This is a genomic window from Amphiplicatus metriothermophilus (assembly GCF_900199215.1).
Taxonomy (GTDB): domain Bacteria; phylum Pseudomonadota; class Alphaproteobacteria; order Caulobacterales; family Parvularculaceae; genus Amphiplicatus; species Amphiplicatus metriothermophilus.
The window spans coordinates 810,911-829,016 of record NZ_FZQA01000001.1; the positions used below are offsets into that span (position 1 = coordinate 810,911).

Consider the following 18,106-nt stretch of genomic DNA (forward strand, 5'->3'; position numbering starts at 1 on the left):
AGGCTCACGCCGGCGGCAGGCCGAGCACGCCGGTGCGGATCCCGTCGAAGATATACTGCGTGGACAGGGCCATCAGCAGCATGCCGAGCAGGCGCGTGACGGCGTTCATGCCGGTTCGTCCCAGCGCCTCGCCGATGCGCCCGGCGAAGGCCATCATCAGCACGCCGATCGCCAGCACCAGATAGGCCGCGACGAGCGCGACGCTTTTCTCGACGAGGCTCTTGTCGTGTCCCATCAGCAGCATGATGGTGGCGATCGCGCCGGGTCCTGACAGCATCGGCATGGCGAGCGGGAAGAAGGCGATGTTCTCCCGCGCCGACGCTTTCGGGCCGGGCGTCTTCGCCTCGGTCTCGCTGTCGGGCTCGAAGAACATTCGAAAGCCCATGAGGAACAGCAAAAGTCCGCCGGCGGTGCGGAAGGCGGCCATCGAGATCCCGAGATGGTGCAGCATGGCGCCGCCGAAAAGGCCGAAGAAGGTGAGCACGGCGGCGGCGATGAACGCCGCCTCGAAGGCGATGCGGAAGCGCCGTCCGGCCTTTTCGGCGCGCGTGAGCCCGGCGAAGATCGGCGCCACCATGATCGGGTCGATGACGATGAACAGCGTCACGAATGCGGAAAGGAACGTCTGGAAATGGGCCGTCATGAAATCCGTCCGGGAATGCAGACAGCCGGCGCGGCGCGCGGGCCGCTCTCAGCCTAATCATGCTTCGGGCGCGGCGGAAAGCGGCGCGGCCGCGAGAGAAAAAGCCGGCGCGAGGGCGGTTGCTCTCGCGCCGGCTCTTACCGATCGGCCTTTGGGGGTTGGGGGGCATGAAGGCCGGGTTCGGATGCGGCGTCGCCGGTCTGCGCCTCGGGCGCGGCAGGAGGCCGCCTGGGCGTTCCGGAGAGCGCGCATGGAATGAGACACCCGCCCGCCGGCGCGAACAACTTACAAAGGAGAAAACCTTCGGAAATCCGCATGATCGGCCGGGACTCACCGATGACGGGAAACTGTGTTAACCTTAATGGCCCTCGCGCGGCGCGCCGCCGGGGACGACAGGGGAGGCGTCTATGGCGGGGAAATCGGCGACATTCATGCGGACCGGCGCCGCCGGCCTCGGCGCGGCGGGCCTGATCGCGCTTTTCGCGGCCGGCTGCGCGGGCGCGCCGTCGGGCGCCGTCGCGCAGGCGGACGCCGCGCCGGCTTATGTCGACGCGGCGAGATATACGGGCCCAGACCGGATCTTCCGCAACGGCCATATCGACGCCATGCGCCCGCGCGCGGCGCATCTCGAGCCCGGCATGGAAGCGCGCCTGCTCGCGGCTTACGAAGGAATCGACGGCGCCCGTCTGGCTCATCGCGTCTTCGATGAGCCGCATGCGGAGCTTCTCGACGGCGCGTGCGAGCGGTTCGTGAAAGTGCTTCAGGGGGAGACCCTTTACGACATCGCTCAGTATTGCGACGTTTCCCTCTCGGCGCTGCTCGACGTCAATCCGGGCGTCCGCAATCCGCGGCTCGTCCCGGCCGGCGAGCTGATCGAGGTGCCGCAATTCGTCAATTACGAGCGGCTGGCGCTGGCGTCGGACGGCGCGCTTCATGCGGCGGGCGCGCCTGTCGGACTTTATGTCGTGCGGCCAGGCGACACGCTTATGACCATCGCCGAGGCTCATCTCGTCCCGGCGAGCGCCGTCGCCGAGCTCAATCCCGGCGTCGACTGGCGGGCCCTGCCGGCGGGGGCCACGCTCAGGATTCCGGCCGCTGTCCAGGCCGGAATCGCCCCGCCGCCGCCGAGCCGGAAACCCGTGACGAGCTATCTGGGCGAGGGCGATTTCAGCGGCGGCGCGCGCGGCGGGCAGGGCGGCGCGCCTTCCCATGTCGCCGAGGTGACGCGGCTCATGCCCTACAATCTCAAGCCTGTCGGATCGGGCGCGCCGGCGCGGTCATCCCCGCCGGACGGCGTTCTGTCGGTAGACAGACGGATCGTGAAGCCGGGCGACGCGGTCCGGCTGTCCGCGAGGGGGCTGCCGGCGGGCGCGACCGCGACGATCTACGCCGGCCCCAACCTCGCCGCGCTCGAGGCGGTCGACGAGGTCCGCGTCGGCCCCGACGGCGCGCTCGATGCCCGCGCGCCGGTCAAGAAATCGGCCGATATCGGCGGGGTCGTGTTTTCCGCACGGCTCGAAGAGACCGGCCAGACCCTCGTATCGGAGCGGGTCGGCGTGCTCAGGATCGAGCCCGAAGAAACCGTCTCTGAGGCGGGGGAAGCGGCGCCGGGCGATCCCGAGTGATCGCCTGTTCGGCTCAGGCGCGCAGCCGCGCAGCTTCCTCGTAGATTTCAACGATGCGCGCGGCCTTGGCGCGCCAGGCGAAATGCGCTTCGACCCGCGCGCGCGCGGCCTCGCCCATGCGGCGGGCCTCTTCCGGATGCTCGGCGAGGCGCCGCATCGCCGCGGCGAGGCCGGCGACGAACCCCTCCCGGCTTTCCGGCGCGACCAGGACGCCGGTCTCCGGCGTGACGTAATCCTGCGGGCCGCCCCAGTCCGTCGCGATCGCCGGCCGCCGGCAGGCGAAGGCTTCGAGGATCGCCGCCCCGCCGCATTCGCGCAGGGAAGGCAGGACGAGCGCCGTGGCGGTCGCAAGAATATCGCGAATCTCCGGCTGCGGACGAAAGCCCGCAAAGCGGATGCGGTCCCGCGCGGGGCTTTTCGCGGCGCGGGCTTCCAGCCGCGCGCGCTCCGGCCCGTCGCCGACGATCGTCAGCCTGACCGGCGCGTCCAGCCGTTCGAGCGCGTCGATGAGAAGGTCGACGCCCTTGAGCGCGATGAGGCGCCCGACGAAGACGAAATGCGCCGCCCCCCCGTTCGGCGCCTCTCGCGGCGGCTCGCCCGGCGTGTTCCAGAGGCCGAGATCGACGCCGTTGTCGACGAGCCGTTCGACGCGCTCGGCTCGAACGGCGGCGGGCAGCGAGCGCGCGGTGCGCGCGTTGGCCACGAGGATTCTCGCCGCCTGTCGCTTGCCGGGAAAGAGCGCGTTCGCGCCCGCTGAAAGGGCTCTTCCCAGACCGGCCAGGGCGTCCGCGCCCTTGGCGTAGCGCGCCGCGAACGCCTTGGGAAACGCCATGCCGCCATTGAGCGGGCCGATCACCGTCGGCGCCGGCATGTTCGTCAGAAACGAGGGAAAATGCGGCGAAACCGGCGTGGGCTGATGAATGACGTCGGCGCCGATCTCCGCGGCGAGCCGGCGCGTCGGACCGGCGAGGCGCGCCATGGTGACGGCGCCGAGCAGCGCATAGAAGCCCGCCTCGCGGATCGAACCGGGCGCGAGCCGGCTCGCCTGATAGATGCTCCGCTCAAGGAAGGAATCCTCGACGAAATGGAGTCGGTCGGCGCGCCAGATCTCGCTTTCCTTGAGCTCGTCGCGAACCCGCGCATGGGTGAGGCCGTGCGCTTCATGGCCGAGCGCCGAAAGTTCGCGGATATAGTGCCAGGGCAGCACCGCTTCCCCGCCCATGCGCCGGGAGATGTTCGCCGCGACGATCAGGATTTTCATGAGCGAACGGGCCTCGTCTTCGCCGCGCGAAAGGGGGCGCCTATTCCGGCACGTAGTGGGGCAGAAAGCCTTCCATCCGCCGCATGAGCGCCTGAAGCCGTTCATCCGCCTCCCGGACGGAGGCGCCGTCCGTCACCGGCGCGATGAGGCGCACCATGGCGCCGTCCGAGCGGTGACGGAAGACGGCGTCGTAGACGAGCCAGAACTTCATCACGAACTCGTTGGCGACCTTCCGCCCGCGCTGATCGTACCAGTAGTACACGAGCTGGCGATGATTGCCGCTTTCGATGATGAGGCGGTTGTAGCTGAAGGGCCGTCCGTCCTGCGTCGTCGTCTCGACGATGTCGTGCCGGGCGATCTTCCAGCCGCCGCCGGGAATGCACTGGCGCGGGCTGTGCCAGGAGCGCCCGTCGCGCTGGGCGTTCAGATAGGCCATGTACAGATTATAAAACTGGCCGTCAGGAGACTGAAGATCGACCACGATCGAATCGTCCGCGCCCAGCACCTCCGCGACGGTGGGGTCTATGGGCCGCACTTCGCTGCGCCAGTCCGGGAACTCGGAGGGGATTTCCGCGAAGGGCTTGCGCTCGGGGATGACGAGCGAGTCCACGTTGACGATCTGCGACAGGCCGATGAAGCCGGCCGCGAGCGCGCCCGCCGCGCCGAGCGCGACGGCGCGGGAGACGCCCGTCCGCCTCGGGCGGCGCTGGGGCAGCTCGGGCGCCGAGAGCGCCTCGAACGCGTTCTGCCGCGGTTTCGAGACGAAGCCAAGCAGCGCGATGACGCCGAAAAGGACCGCCAGGCAGATCAGGAATACGACCCAGCCTTCGAAGAAATGCAGCGCCCCTTCCGCGTGCTCGATGCCGTAATTCTGCACCAGCAGGCCGGTCGCCGCGATGCGGAAGCTGTTCATCAGAATGGTGATCGGAAAGATCGCCGCGACGATGACCGCCTTGTGCCAGAGCGGGCCGCGATACATGTAGGCGGCGATGACGCCGATGCTGAGAAAGGGAAACAGATAGCGCAGCCCGCTGCACGCTTCGGCCACCTGCAGCTTGTAGTCGCCGAGGTCGATGACGTTGCCGGAAAGGTAAACCGGCACGTTCAGGGCCTCGAGCATCTGCGCGCCGATCACCGAGGAGACGAGCTGGAACTTCCAGGACAGCACCGTGATGACCCAGAAAGGCGGCGGCACGGCGAAGAACAGAAAGGCGACCGGCGCGGCGACGGCGCGCAGCAGCGACAGTCCGCCGAAGGCCGCGACCAGGCCGGCGATCACGATGACGAGGCCGATATGCTGGAAGACGAAGATGCTGGTGAGCTGGCCGACGATATGGCTGGCGAGGCCCGCCGTGAGAATGGCGAGGCCGGCCCAGGAAGGATCGCCGACGCTCGCGAGCACGCGCTCGCGATTCATCCAGACGAGCCAGAGCGAGATCAGCGGGATGAAAAAACTGTGGCTGAGCTCCGGCTGGCCGCTCCAGCGCATCCACAGATTGCCGAGCGCCTCCCAAAACAGGACGGCGAGAACGGCGCATGCGGCGCCCAGAAAGACAAGCTCGCGCGGCCGGCCCATAATCGCTCCCCAACAGCCGGAACCCGACGTCCCGGACCCTGCCCGATTAACGAATCGCGGCGGGACGATGCAATAATCGTTCAACCCGGCCCGAACGATCCGAAAAAAGGGGCGGCCCTCGGGCCGCCTCTGGAATGCTAGCCTTTCCTGGCGGGAGTTAGAAGCCCGCCAGCGTCGCCGTAATCAGCGCCGGCATGTCCAACCCGGGGGCCCTTCATATCGCGCGCCGGCGCGGGGCGCGCGGTCAGTCGGCAGCGAGCCAGGCGCGGATCTGATCGACCGCCGGCGCATCCCAACCAAGCTCCAGGTGATTGACGGCGACGGTCGCTCCGCCGCCGTTCGTCGTTATGCCGGTCGCATCCTGACAGCTCGCGATGAAGACGACGCCGTCGGACGGCCCCGTATGCTCGTTGTGCAAGAGCGCGATGTCGTTCTGGTTCCCGCACAGATTGTGAACGCGCACGCCGGCCGGCGTCGGGCTTGCGCGGATCACGTCGACAAGCGAGTCGCCGAGAAAGGGCTGAATGCCCGTGCTATGGGTGTAGAATCCGAAACCGCCGTAATAGGTCGTGTACCAGTCCTGCTCGTATGCCGGCAGGGCGTAAACGCCGTCCCAGCGTTTCAGGAGTTGCTTCGAGCCCGGAAAGTAAGAAGAGCCGTAAGTCCACTCCTCGCCGTCTCGCCACAGGCCGAAACACACGAGCATGTCATGCGGCACGGGTCCGTTGATGACGCCGCCGCACTCCGGATAGACGGTGAGGCTGAACGTCCATCCGTGTCGGAATGAAAGATCGATGCCGTTGTTGGCAGCACCGAGCAGGATGAGCCGGCGCACGTCGCCGCGATAGGCCGTTCCCCAGGATTTGCGCACGGACGAAACGTACATGCGCGCGTTCGAGGCCGATTTTGACCAGGCGACGACGTCGACCTCGCTGGCGCCGGTTCGGTTCTTGACGATGGCGATGGCGTCGGCGATCTGCTCGGCCCAGAAATAGCCGTCGCCGTTCTTGTGCGGCAGGCCGACGGCGAAAACCTTGTAGCCGTCGGCCGCGAGGGCCTGCATCAGGCCCGTCGAAGGACAGGACGAACGCCCGCAGCCGTATGCGCCGGCTTCGTTCGGATCGGCCCAGGCGAGGTCTGCGTCCTGATTGGCGCCGTGCACGAGAAGAACCGGCACGGGCTTCGGGTTCGCATCCCAGCCCGGCGCGTAATACATCAGGAAGCGCGAGGAATGGGGGCTGCCGTCTCCGCCGAAGAAGGTCTTGCGCTGGCCAGTCTGATCGCCGCGGCCGTCTGGCGGAAACGTTTCCTGCGTGAATGCGCTTAGCGTGTCGCGCCAGCGTTCGACGCGGACCCAGCCGTTCTGGATTTCGGACGTGTACGTCGCCTCCAGCGTGGTCGGCCCGGCCTGGGCGGGCGCGGCGGCCAAGAGCGAGAGCGACATGGCCGCCGCCGGCAAAATATGACCGATTCCGGTTCTCATCTGTCTCCTCCCTTCTGAAGAATCGTCAGGCGGATGCGAGCAGCCGCCTGATTTCATCGGCGAGCGCGCGCCGCGCCGCGCGAGCCCCTGCGAGCGCGCCGAAAGACAGAAAGCCGTGAATCGCGCCGGGAACGCAGTCGAACCGCGCCGGAACGCCGGCCGCCTCGAGTCTGCGGGCGTAAGCCTCGGCCTCGTCGCGCAATGGATCGCACGCGGGCGCAAGGACATAGGCCGGCGGCGCGCCGGAAAGATCAGGCGCGTTCATCGGCGACACGCGCGGGTCTGCAGCGAGCGACGGATCGCGCAGATACCCGGCGACGCTGGCGTCCAGCCCTTCGCGAGTGAGGAAATACGCGCCGCCGCCATAGCGCAGGCGCGACGGATAAACCGTATGCGGACGGCTGACGTCGAGCATCGGATAGAGAAGAAACTGCGCCGCGACGGGCGGGCCGGCGCTCCCGCGCGCTTCAAGGGCGATTACGGCCGCGAGATTGCCGCCCGCGCTGTCGCCCATCACGCCGAGCCGGCGCGGATCGCATCCGTACGCCTCGGCGCGCCGGGCGACGTAAGCCGTCGCGGCGCGCGCGTCGTCGAGCCCGGCGGGAAACGGGTGTTCCGGGGCAAGACGGTAGCCGACGCTGACGATGGCCGCGCCGCTCAGGGCGGCGAGGTCGGACAACAGGCCGTCATAATCGTCGAGCGCGCCGAGCGACCAGCCGCCGCCATGGAAGAACACGATCAGCGGCGCGGGCGCGGCGTTCTCCGTCAGCAGTCTGTAAATCCGCAGGGGAACATTGCGGTCCGGACCTGGGGCGATCTCCTCATGAATCGCCAGACTGCTTTCCGGTTCCGGATCGCCGGCGAAGGCGGCGAAGATCGCGCTCGCCTTCGCCCGCGCCGCAGCGAGGGGATTGTCCCTGTCCAGCGGATGCGGCGCGTCGAGCATCGCCTGAAGGCGCGGCAGGAAAGCCGCCGTCTCGGCATCGGGTTCTTCGCCTTGCGGCGACGGCGTCGGCGCCGACGGGCGCGGCTGGGATGGCTGGCTCATTTCGCGCGCCCGCCTGTCAGTAGCGATAGATGAGGCGAAAATCGTAAGTGCGCGGCGCGGCGTAGAAGCCGAGCTGGACGCCCGGAAACTCCGACAGGTTGAAGCCCTGCACGCGGATCGCTTCGTTCGTGGCGTTCTTGACCCCGCCGCGCAGCTCCCAGCGCGCATCGGCGGTCTTGAGCGCGACGAAAGCGTTGAGCAGGCCGTGTCGCTTCTGCGTCAGTTCGGGCGAAGCGGTGATCTCGACCGCGCGCTCGCCGCGATAGGCGCCGTCGACATGCGCGACGGCGATGAAACGCTCTCCGAGCGGATGCTCGTAAGTCGCGCCGAGGCTCGCGTTCCAGCGCGGGGAATTGACCAGCGGCCGGTCGCTCACATCCGTCGGAACGCCGCCGACCAGGATTTCGAATTCGTCATACTCGGCGTCGAGCCAGCCCGCCGTTCCTGCGATCGACAACCGCGCCGTCGGCTGCAGGAAGAGCTCGAGCTCCACGCCCTGGATCGTGGCCGCGGCGGCGTTGGTGAACAGGCTGACGAAGACGCCGGTCACGGGATCGGCGCCGAAAGACGTCACCTGCATGTCGGCATAGTCGTTGTAGAAATAGGCGAGATTGGCGGTCACCGCCCCGTCGAACCAGCTTGTCTTCAGGCCGCCCTCGTAGCTCCACACGAATTCCGGGTCGAAAGGCTGGAAGCCGAAATCGGTGGTGGCGCGGCCGTCGAATCCGCCGCTCTTGAAGCCGCGCGAAACAGAAGCGTAAACCAGAATGTCGTCGGTCGGCTTGTAGGAAACAGAAACCTTCGGCGTGAGCGCGTCGAAATCCGCCTCGCCCGAGATCGGCGTTCCCGGAACGCCGGCGCCTTCGAGGAAGGGCGGCGCGTTCTCGATGACGGATACGGACGGGTCGAAGAAATTCTCGAAAAGACGGCGGGACTTGCGCTTCTCGTAAGTGTAGCGCACGCCGGCGCTGACGTTGAGCCGGTCGGTCAGCGCGAAAGTCGCATCGCCGAAGACGGCGTACGAGTTGGTGATCTGCTTCGTCTCGGCGAGACTCGACGAAGGAAAGCCGAACAGGATCACCGGGAAGCCGAAAATGGTCGCCGAACCGTTGTCGACGCCGGAAAACGTCACGTCGTCGTCGTGGAAATAGTAAAAACCGCCGGTGAACGTGAAACGTCCGCCGTCGTCATAGAGGGCGCGCAGCTCCTGGCTGAACTGCGTCTGGTCCTGCAGCAGCAGAATGTCGAGAATGGGCAGAGGCGCGCCGTCCGTGTCGAGATTGAGATCGAAGTCCATCGTGCGCACGGACGAGATCGACTCGATCGTCACCGTTTCGCTCGCATTCCAGCGACTCGTCAGCGAGACGCCGAAGGCGGTCAGATCCGACAGGCCGTTGGCGTTGACGTCGACTTCGTATGGATCGCCGCTCTGCGGGAAAACGACGATCGTCGCCGGCGCGCCCACGGGATCGGGCGCGCCGGCGATGGCCGTCTCCCGCACAGGACTGCGCGACGTGTCCGGCCGGTCGATCTTGCCGTCGAGCGAGAGCAGAAACTCGAAATCGTCCGAAGGCGTATAAAGAAGCGCGCCGCGTCCGGAGAATGATTTGAGATCGCCGTCGTCCTCGCCGTCGAAGAGATTGACGTTATAGCCGTCGCGCCGGCTCGCCGAGAACGCCGCCTTGCCGCGCAACACGCCCGGCGCGAGCGGGCCGCCGATGCGGCCTTTCACCGTCGCGAAATCGTAATTGCCGGCGCCGGCCTCGAAATAGGCGTCGAATTCGTCCGGCGGCGTCGTGGAGACGAACTTCACCGCGCCGCCGATGGTGTTGCGCCCGTAAAGCGTGCCCTGCGGCCCGCGCAGCACTTCGACGCGCTCGACGTCGAAAAGCTCCAGAAACGCCGCCTGCGAGCGGGCGATGAAAACGTCGTCCACATAGACGCCGACCCCGGGATCGGCGAAGGCGAGAGAGTCGTTCTGCCCGACGCCGCGCAGATAGATGACGGCGTTCGAGGCGTCGCCCTGATCGAGATAGAGATTGGGCGTCGCATATTGCAGACCGGAGAGATTGTCCGCCTGCAGCTCCGCGATGCGGTCGTCGCTGAAGGCGGAGACGGCGACGGGCACGTCCTGCAGGGATTCGGCGCGCCGGCGCGCCGTCACCACGATCTCGTCGCTGCGCCCGGCCGCGCCGGGCGCGTCCTGCGCGCCCGCGCCCGCCGGCGCGAACGCGACGCCCGCCGCGCAGGCCCCGGCCATCAGGCTCGCCTTGAGGGAAATCCGTTTCGCCGAATGAACCAACGCCATCTCATCCTCCCGCTCGCCGGTCTTTCCGTCCGGATTCGTCCGGATTCGCCGGCCTGGCGGGGAAGGTACTTCTCGCGGCGCGGCGGGGGGATGACGGTCGGGTCCAGAGTGGGAGGACAATTTCGCTCACGATCGGCCCGCGTGGCCGCCGCCGCGCGCGGCGTAGGCCGCCGGCGTCACGCCGCGCCAGGCCTTGAAGGCGCGCGAGAAGCTGCGCGCGTCGGCGAAGCCGAGCGCCTCGGCGACGTCGCTGACGGCCCGTCCCTGATCGAGCATCCTGGCGGCCTTCTGTGCGAGAACCTCGCTGCGCAGGCGGCGGAAGGTCGTCCCGGACTCGGCCAGCCGGCGGCGCAGGGTCGCGACGCTGACGCCGAGCCGCCGGGCCGCCGCGGACTGCTCGTCCACGCCGGCGGCGAGCGTCTCTACGACTCGCGCGCGCAAATCCTGCCGGGGAACGGACCGCTCGCGCCAGGCGATCATCTCGTCGATGAGATCATAGACGGCCGCGGCGTTGATCGGCCCGGTCCGGCGCCGCCGCGCCGGCATGCCGGCCGCCTCGCGCGCGTATTCGAGAGCGTAGACCGGCGCGCCGCAGCGCACCGGCGCAGTCCAGAAGGCGAGCAGGCCGTCCGGCGCCGTCCGGTTCGTCCGACGGGTGCGCACGCAGACGAGCCTGTCCGTTAGCGCGTCTCCTGCGGCGAGCGACAGCATCGCGTGCAGGAAAATCAGCACGCCCTCCATCACGGCGCAAGCGAGGCCGGGATCGGTTCCCGGCGCATAGGGAAAGCGCCGGTCGTCGATCACATAGGCGAGCCGGTCGCGGCGGCGCTCGACCTTGTTGTAATATCCTCCATGCAGCGCGTTATAGGCGCGCGCGGCGCGTTTCATGGCGTCTTCGAGATCGGCCGCGTCGGCCAGCACGTCGACGACGAAATCGGTGGTTCCCGGCGCGAGCGGACGCCGGGACAGATGAAACGTCTCGTCGTCCGAGGCGTCCGCCAGCCGGCGCAGCAGCCGGAAATGCTCCGCAAGCGGCATAAGCTCGCCTTCGGCCGGCGTCGTCGGCGGGTCGATTTTGCTTCCCGTCGGCGCGCGCGCGAGACCGACGCCCTGCGCAAAGGCCTGAAGCTGCGCGGCGTCGCTGCGGCGCACGAAGAGGCGAACCGGCGAGGCCGGCCCGCCGGGCCCGGAGGAAAGAAGATCGTCGCTGTCAGGGCCGCGCCGCATCGCGCCGCCAGAGTGCCGGCTTGGCGCAGGTCCGGCAAGCGCTCAAGGGCGCGCGCGAAAAGCGCCTTGTCGACGGCCGCAATTCGGGGGAATGACCGCCGGCCTTTACGCCGCCCGGCGAGTACGCCATTCCGCCGGCGCGCGTCGGTCGTCAGGATTCCGACGGTCGTCCCTTGCAATGTCGCCGCCGCCCGCGCGTTCGGTCAATGGTCGACGGCGGCGAGCGCCCGGCGGAACGGCTCGACGATCCAGTCCTGCATGCTTTGGCGCTCCATCTCGGCGACGGCGGTTTGCAGCAGCGCGGCGCCTTCCTCGCGCCGGCCGTCGATGAGCATCGCCCAGCCCTTGAGCGCTTCCACCCGCGCCGGCCATTCCTCGCCCGGACTGCCGGCGGCGAGCTGCGCCGGATCGAGGCCGTAGACGATCGCCGCCGCCCTCTCGCCGTCGCCGAGATCGAGCAGGCCTTGCGCCAGATAGTAATTCATCACCTGCACGCCGGGCGTGCCGGGGCCCATCATGCGTTCGAAAACGTCGCGCGCGGCGACCAGTTTCGGAACGGCTTCCTCGGCTTGGCCGAGCTGAACGAGGATGACCCCTTCATTGCCGCCCGCCATGACGCAGGTGAGATGCTCCGGTCCTTGCGCGGCGCAGGTCGTCTCGCGCACGTCCGCGATCAAGGGCGCGGCTTCCGCCCAACGCCCGCTCGCCGCATAGATATTGCCGAGGACGCTCTTGCCTTCCGCGACTTGGGTGGAGTCCGGGCCGAAAGCGTCGATCAGCGCCGGAATCGCTTCGCCGAGCACGGGTTCGGCGTCTTCAAGCCGGCCTGCATACAAAAGCGCGGCGCCGTAATGAAGCGTCGCGGTCGCGCGTCTCGCATCGGAAACGCCTGCATCGGCGAAGCGCGCATCATCCTGCAACGCTTCGAGGATCGCGACCGCTTCGTCTTGCCGGCCGATTCGGACGTAGGCTTGAGCGAGATCGAGGGAGAGACCGTGCCGGGCGCGCGCGTCGTCCGGCTGGAGTCGGGAGAGGCGTTCCAGCGCTTCCTCATAATACGCCGTCGCCGGTTCGATCTGCGCTTGAAGCAGATGAAATCGCCCGCGCGCCCGCGCCGCGGCGAGCGCGACGGCGTCATTCTGCTCGCGGCGCGCGCCGGCGTGCTGATCGGCGGCGTCGAGGACCTCGCCGGCCTCGGCGTAGAGGGAAGCGTTCGTCAGCGCCTCGCCGAGACGGTAGCGCGCCTCGAGCGTACGCGGATGATCCGCGCCGAGCATGGTTTCAAACAGCGCGGCGGCGCGGCGGCGATGCTCCGCCGCGGTCGTGAAATCCTGGAGCCCGGTGTAGATCTCGCCCGCCGTTTCGCGGATCGTCGCCTCCATGACGGGATCAGCCGCAAAACGCGCCTCGATGCTGTCTGCAGCGCGCGACAGGGCGTCGCGCAGGGTGGCGCTGTGGCCGGCGCCAGGCTGGCGCGGGTCGGCGTTGATCATGATGTCGCGCAGAAAAGCCGCGGTCGCCTCGGCGCGCGCGGCTTGCTCTTCGGCCGCATGTCGGGCGTCCCGGGCCTGCAGAAAAAGCCCGGCGCTCGCTGCGACGCCCAGCGCCAGAACGGCGACGGTGCCGACGACCCATGGACGTCGAGCCTGGGCGCGCTGCAGCGCAGCCTGGGCGGCGCGCGCGCAGGTTTCCGCCTCGGCGAGGCGCGCGCGTTCGGCGCGGCGCTCCTCGAGACGGCGCAGCCGGTCGGCGAGTTCGCTCGCGCTCGCCAGCCGCCGCGCCGGATCGCCGGCCGTGGCATCAGCAATGTCTTCGCGCAGCAACGGGTCCGGGACATCCTCTTCCCAGCCGGTCGTCAGCGGCTTTTTGAGATCGCCCGTCAGGATCTGATAAAGAAGAACGCCGAGCGCGTAGACGTCGCTTTGCACGGTCGCGGCCGCGCCGGCGATGATTTCCGGCGCGATGTAATGGGGCGTGCCGAAGCTCGAATCGCTTGAGGAGTCGAGCGTTCGCGTTAGCCCCAGGGGCGTTACGCCCAGTTCGTCGAGCCGACCGGGCTCCATCAGCCGGCCGCTGCCGAAATCGGTCAGCCTGAGGCGCCGGCCGCCTTCGCCGTTTTCTTCGATCAGGATATTGGCGGGCTTGAGATCCTTGTGCAGCACGCCGACGCTATGGGCGGCGGCGACCGCCTCGATGACCCGCCGGGCGAGGTCAAGTCGCGCGTCCCTCGGCAGCGCGGCGAGTTTTCCGTCTTCTTCAGCCCAGGCCGGCAGGCTGCGCCCGCCATATTCGCATTCGAGAAAAAAAGGCTCCGTCTCGAAATTCCAGTCGATGACGCGCGCGATGTCGGCGCGCTCGCCCAATGTTTCGCGCAGGAGCCGCGACAGGGTCGCCTCGCGTTTGAGGGCGGCGAGTCGCTCCCCGCCCGGACTGAACTTGTAGACGCGCCGCTCGCCGGTCTTTTCGTGCCGCGCAAGCCAGACCTCGCTGCCGCCCGATCCGGAAAGCTGCCGCGCGAGCCGGAAATTCGGCCGGCCCGGAACCGCTTTGTCGACTTTCAGGTCGAGCCGGCTGACGAGGCGCCGGCCGGTCGCCACGCGCTCGACCTTGCCGTCGAGGCGGTAGCCGACCCGCGCCTGCGTGACGATGAGGCCGGCGCCTGCTTCGCCCAACGCCTTGCGCAGCTTGGCGACGGCGTTGGCGAGGACGTTATCGACGGTGATGCGCCCTTCCCAGACCGTTTCGAGAAGCTCTTCCCTGGTGACGACCTCGCCGGCATGGCGCAGTAGCATGCGCAGCACTTCGAGCGGGCGGCGCTCAAGATCGACCGGAAGGCCGCCGACCCTGAGCTCGAATCGCGATTCGTCGAATTCCGCCGCGCCGAAACGGTAAAGATAGAGCGCTCCGTCGGGCGCTCCATTAGGAATAGGCTCCGATTCGCCCATGGACTCCCCCGTCGACGGCGCGCTTGCGACGGCGTAGTGCGGCGTCCGCCGCTGAGCCTGTCGCGCGACGCCCATCTTACGGGCCCGTAATCATATTCACAACCCTATGATCCGGCTCAGTATTTTATCGCGTTAGGAATTCGTTAGGCCTCCGTGAAGCGTTCCGCGCCCGACGGCGCCATGGTGTTTCCGGCCTGGGGGTCAGGCTGGAAACATGGGAACTGCGTGAAATGACGGAAACCCGGAAATCGAGCGCCGCACGGGCGCGCCCGCTCATTGTCCATCAGGCGCTGGCTGTTTTGTTTATGGCGTCAATAGTCGTGCTCTTCGGCGCGCCGGCGAGGGCCGAGGCGGCGACGATCGATCTCACCGGCGACGCCTGGTCCGTCGAAGGCTTCGACGACTTCGGCAATGTCTGGGACGGATCAACGCTCGTGATCGAAACGCAGGATTTCAATGGAACGGATTACGAACTGACAGGATATTTTGACTGGGTCGGCGTCGGTCCGTCTTGCCCGGCAGGCTGTTCCGGTCGTGAACTCTTCACCGGAACCCTGTTCGGCGATCTCAATCTTGAACTGAACGGATTCGACCTAATTGATCCCGTGGGGATCGTGACCGCTTCATACAGCGCTTTCGCCTTTGACGAGCTGACGATCGTCAACGGCGTATGGGGCCCTCTCCATACGCCGGTGATTCCAGGCGAATGGTCGGCGAGCCGCGCCGGCGCGCCCTCCGAGATACCGCTTCCCGGCGCGGCGGCGCTGTTTGCGAGCGTGCTCGCCGGCGCCTTCGGTTGGGGAGCCGTCCGGCGTCGAACGGCCCGCTCGCGTAACGCGCATTAATCCGCCAGCAGAAAAAGGAACGATCCCATGAAAATCGCAATTGTCATACTCGCCGTTCTCGGCGCGATCGCCGCCGGCTTTCTCGGCGTGAAATGGCTGGGGGATCTCAGCGCCCTTGGAAACATGAGCGAACTCCAGCGCATGGCGGTGAGGTCCGCCGCCGCCGCGCAGGGCCAGTCGCTGGACAAGATGGGCGCGGCGGCGTTTCTTCTGATCCTCGCCTTTCTCGCAGGCCTCGCCGGCGCGTTCTTTACGCTGAAGAACAGACTCCCCCTGGCCGGCGGGCTGCTTGTGGGCGCGGGCCTCGTCCCCGTTCTGATCCAGCCCCAGGCCGTGGTTTTCACGTTCCTCCTCATCGCCGCCGGCGGTCTCGCGTTCTTCTCGCACGCGAAAAAGAAGGGCTCGCCGTCATGAGATACAGAGCGCTGGTGCTTATCGCTCCCGTGCTTCTGCTCGCTGCCTGCGGCGGCGGAGGCGACAGGGAAAAGGCGGCGTTCGTCGCCGCCTGCGTCGCCGAGGGCGACAGCGAAGCCTTCTGCGTCTGTCAAGGCGACGCGCTTCGGGCCGAACTCGACGAGGAAACCTTCGCCTCGCTCGTCGAGTTCGCTGAAAGCATGGCCGGTGCGAGCGAAGACGCTAAGGGCATGATCGCCATGGGCGCGCTGTCCAACCCCAAACTGATCGCGGCGCTCGACAAGGTCGAGGCGACGGCGAAGACGTGCAAACAGGCTGCGGCGCTGGAAGAGGCCAGAGCGGAAGTCGCCGTTCTTGAAGCGGCGCGAAACGCGCGCCGGAAACAGGCTGCCGCGCGCAAATGTCCGCATAGGCCCGTTATGAGCCCGCGCCTTCCCGGCGCGCCTGTCGACGATGTCGCCGACTTGAGGCTCGGCATGAGCTTCGAGGATGTCGAAGCGATTCTCGAATGCCGCGGCGACGTTCTCAATTTCGATGTGGCGCGCGAATGGGCGCGCGACAGCCACGGCGTCGAGACGCGTCAACTCCTGCGCGCGGCCGACGGCGAAATCTGCCCGGCCGAGGCGCGGGTCGCCGGCGGTCAAGGTTGTGACGACGGGGGCTACGCGTTCGAGCCTTTGCAGAATGTCAACCAGGAATTCGTCGTCGCGTTCGCCGGCCTGCCGGGAGCCGAGCGCGCCGGCGTAATCTGGCGGCGCACGGTCTTTTCCGAAAGCGAGTATCCGACCGTTTCTTCATTGCAGGAAGCGCTGGTGGAAAAATACGGTCGACCAAACGCGTCGGCGAATCAGGAAGGATATTACAGCCTCGGTCATCGGCCCGGCTCGGTCACATACAGCTGGGTTTATGATCCGATGGGCGCGCTTATACCGAGCAGCGACAGCGCGCGTCTGTCGCGCTGCGTAAATGGTCCGCGGCCGACGTTTCAGGGCCGAATGAGCTGGAACGGCGCCTGCGGACTGACGATCCGCGCCGAGATCATGCCTGCGGTCGGCAACGCCATTCTCGCCCGCGAACTCAATGTCGTCGTTATGGATCAGAAACGGTTCGATGACGCCGTCAAACAATTCGACATCGACCTCAGGACCGCCGTAGAGGCTCAGCATAAGGGAAAAGGCGCCGCGCCGGATCTGTAGCAGCCGGCGCCGGGTCGCTGAAGCCGATCTGATCGGGAAGTCTACGGACGATCGCGACAGGAAAAGCGGCCGCGTCGCCTTCCTGCGCGTCGCAATCGCAACGTCTCGGATTCGAACGCGACGACCGTCAGGCCATCCTACGCCCCGCTCCGGGACGCTCCCTCCGCCCGTTCGCGCCGGCGCGCTTCCGGATGGGCGAGCGCCCAGTCGTGCATCGCCTGCAACACCGGTTCGAGCGATCGGCCGAGCGGGGTCAAGGCGTATTCGACGCGCGGGGGGATCTCCTTGTAATCGCGCCGGACGACCAGCCCGTCCGCCTCCATTTCCCGCAGCTGTCTGGCGAGCGTGCGGTGCGTAATGCCGCCGAGATCGCGCTGCAGCTGGTTGAACCGGCGCGCGCCTTTCAGAAGCCAGTAGATCGCCATCGGTTTCCATCTACCGGCGATGAGCTCGAGCGTAATCTCGGCGGGACAGCCTTCCTGCCTGGCCATTGCGGTATCCTAAAGGACCGTACTTGTCAGGAGATCGTGCGGTCTTCACGTAAGGGGCGTTCCAAGCGCAATCAAGCCGGGCGGGCTTTAGGCCCGCCGCTGCGAGGTCTGTCATGAAAAAAATCGTCGAAATTCTTCGCCCGCGCGGGGCCCATTGGGTCGGCGACGGCTTTCCCGTCCGCACGCTTTTCTCCTACGACGCCGATCCCGAAAAGCTGAGCCCGTTTTTGCTGTTCGATTATGCGGGCCCGCATGTGTTCGCCCCGTCGATGACGCCGCGCGGCGTCGGCCGGCATCCGCATCGCGGCTTCGAGACCGTCACCATCGTCTACGACGGAGAGGTGGCGCATCGCGACTCCGCGGGCGGCGGCGGCGTGATCGGGCCCGGCGACGTGCAGTGGATGACCGCGGCCGGCGGGATCATCCATGAGGAGTTCCACTCCAAAGGCTTTACGAAGAGCGGCGGGCCGTTCCGCATGGTTCAGCTCTGGGTCAATCTTCCGGCCAGGGACAAAATGAAGCCTCCAGCCTATCAGGCGATTGCGAGCGCGGAGATTCCGGTCGTCGAATTCGACGGCGGCCGGGCGCGCGTCATCGCCGGGGAATTCCGCGGAACGCGAGGGCCGGCGCGGACGTTCACGCCTGTAAACCTCTGGGACGTCCGGCTTAAGCGCGACGGCGAAGCGCGGCTCGATCTGCCTGAAGGCCATAATTCCATGATCGCCGTGCTGTCGGGCCGCGCGACGTTCGACGGCGCGGAGTATGCGGGCGAGGCGGAAGTCATCCGTTTCGAGCGCGAGGGAAGCGAGGTTCTCGTCCGCGCCGACGCTGACTCGATGCTGCTCGTCCTCGCCGGCGAGCCGATCGACGAGCCCGTGGCCGGCTACGGCCCGTTCGTCATGAACACGCCGGCGGAAATCCGCCAGGCGATCGACGACTACGAAAGCGGCCGCTTCGGCGCCTTTGGCGCCTGAAGCCGGCGATCCTGTTGCGTCGCGTAGAAAGCGGCGCCGGCAGGCTGGAGGATGAAAGAAAAAGGGCGGC

The 18,106-nt window shown here is 67.5% G+C and carries 14 protein-coding genes; 5 read left to right on the plus strand and 9 right to left on the minus strand.

The annotated features are described in order from the left end of the window. Window positions 1-4: 4 nt before the first annotated feature. The gene (locus CHB64_RS03980) at window positions 5-643 is read right to left on the minus strand and encodes a MarC family protein (RefSeq protein ID WP_089411257.1); all 639 of its coding nucleotides are present in this window, start codon (window positions 641-643) and stop codon (window positions 5-7) included. Between the two features lie 407 nt (window positions 644-1,050). Between CHB64_RS03980 and CHB64_RS03985 the strand changes: the two genes are divergently transcribed. Beyond that, window positions 1,051-2,268, plus strand: a complete 1,218-nt coding sequence (locus tag CHB64_RS03985; RefSeq protein WP_089411258.1) for a LysM peptidoglycan-binding domain-containing protein — start codon at window positions 1,051-1,053, stop codon at window positions 2,266-2,268. A 13-nt stretch (window positions 2,269-2,281) separates the two neighbouring features. Here the strand turns inward: CHB64_RS03985 and CHB64_RS03990 are convergent, their stop codons facing one another. The 7 genes from CHB64_RS03990 to CHB64_RS04020 all read right to left on the minus strand — a co-directional run bounded on the left by CHB64_RS03990 (window position 2,282) and on the right by CHB64_RS04020 (window position 14,116). Then, on the minus strand, window positions 2,282-3,529 hold the full coding sequence (locus CHB64_RS03990; protein ID WP_159462408.1) for a glycosyltransferase family 4 protein: 1,248 nt from the start codon (window positions 3,527-3,529) through the stop codon (window positions 2,282-2,284). 40 nt (window positions 3,530-3,569) lie between these two features. Continuing rightward, the gene (xrtD, locus tag CHB64_RS03995) at window positions 3,570-5,105 is read right to left on the minus strand and encodes a VPLPA-CTERM-specific exosortase XrtD (RefSeq protein WP_089411260.1); all 1,536 of its coding nucleotides are present in this window, start codon (window positions 5,103-5,105) and stop codon (window positions 3,570-3,572) included. Window positions 5,106-5,349: 244 nt separating this feature from the next. Beyond that, complete coding sequence (locus CHB64_RS04000) at window positions 5,350-6,588, minus strand: esterase/lipase family protein (protein WP_089411261.1); 1,239 nt, start codon at window positions 6,586-6,588, stop codon at window positions 5,350-5,352. Window positions 6,589-6,613: 25 nt separating this feature from the next. Continuing rightward, window positions 6,614-7,636, minus strand: coding sequence for an alpha/beta hydrolase (locus CHB64_RS04005; protein ID WP_089411262.1), 1,023 nt, complete (start codon window positions 7,634-7,636; stop codon window positions 6,614-6,616). A gap of 16 nt (window positions 7,637-7,652) precedes the next feature. After that, on the minus strand, window positions 7,653-9,944 hold the full coding sequence (locus CHB64_RS04010) for a TonB-dependent receptor (protein WP_089411263.1): 2,292 nt from the start codon (window positions 9,942-9,944) through the stop codon (window positions 7,653-7,655). A 126-nt stretch (window positions 9,945-10,070) separates the two neighbouring features. Then, the gene (locus CHB64_RS04015) at window positions 10,071-11,171 is read right to left on the minus strand and encodes an AraC family transcriptional regulator (RefSeq protein WP_089411264.1); all 1,101 of its coding nucleotides are present in this window, start codon (window positions 11,169-11,171) and stop codon (window positions 10,071-10,073) included. A 203-nt stretch (window positions 11,172-11,374) separates the two neighbouring features. After that, window positions 11,375-14,116, minus strand: a complete 2,742-nt coding sequence (locus tag CHB64_RS04020; RefSeq protein ID WP_159462409.1) for a protein kinase domain-containing protein — start codon at window positions 14,114-14,116, stop codon at window positions 11,375-11,377. Between the two features lie 230 nt (window positions 14,117-14,346). Here CHB64_RS04020 and CHB64_RS04025 point away from each other — a divergent pair, with 230 nt between their 5' ends. The 3 genes from CHB64_RS04025 to CHB64_RS04035 are packed head-to-tail and all read left to right on the plus strand — an operon-like array spanning window position 14,347 to window position 16,571. Next, window positions 14,347-14,961 carry a hypothetical protein gene (locus CHB64_RS04025; protein ID WP_089411266.1) on the plus strand — a complete coding sequence of 205 codons (615 nt, stop codon included), beginning with the start codon at window positions 14,347-14,349 and terminating at the stop codon, window positions 14,959-14,961. 27 nt (window positions 14,962-14,988) lie between these two features. Beyond that, complete coding sequence (locus CHB64_RS04030) at window positions 14,989-15,375, plus strand: hypothetical protein (RefSeq protein ID WP_089411267.1); 387 nt, start codon at window positions 14,989-14,991, stop codon at window positions 15,373-15,375. Beyond that, a complete protein-coding gene (locus CHB64_RS04035; protein ID WP_089411268.1) occupies window positions 15,372-16,571 on the plus strand; it encodes a hypothetical protein in 1,200 nt (399 codons plus the stop codon). Before CHB64_RS04030 ends, CHB64_RS04035 begins: the two co-directional genes overlap by 4 nt. A 137-nt stretch (window positions 16,572-16,708) precedes the next feature. On the opposite strand, the gene CHB64_RS04040 is transcribed toward CHB64_RS04035, so the two are convergent. Beyond that, window positions 16,709-17,062 (minus strand): winged helix-turn-helix transcriptional regulator, encoded by a 354-nt coding sequence (locus CHB64_RS04040; protein ID WP_089411269.1) that lies wholly within the window; start codon window positions 17,060-17,062, stop codon window positions 16,709-16,711. Window positions 17,063-17,175: 113 nt separating this feature from the next. Between CHB64_RS04040 and CHB64_RS04045 the strand changes: the two genes are divergently transcribed. Next, complete coding sequence (locus tag CHB64_RS04045; protein ID WP_089411270.1) at window positions 17,176-18,036, plus strand: pirin family protein; 861 nt, start codon at window positions 17,176-17,178, stop codon at window positions 18,034-18,036. Window positions 18,037-18,106: the final 70 nt, after the last annotated feature.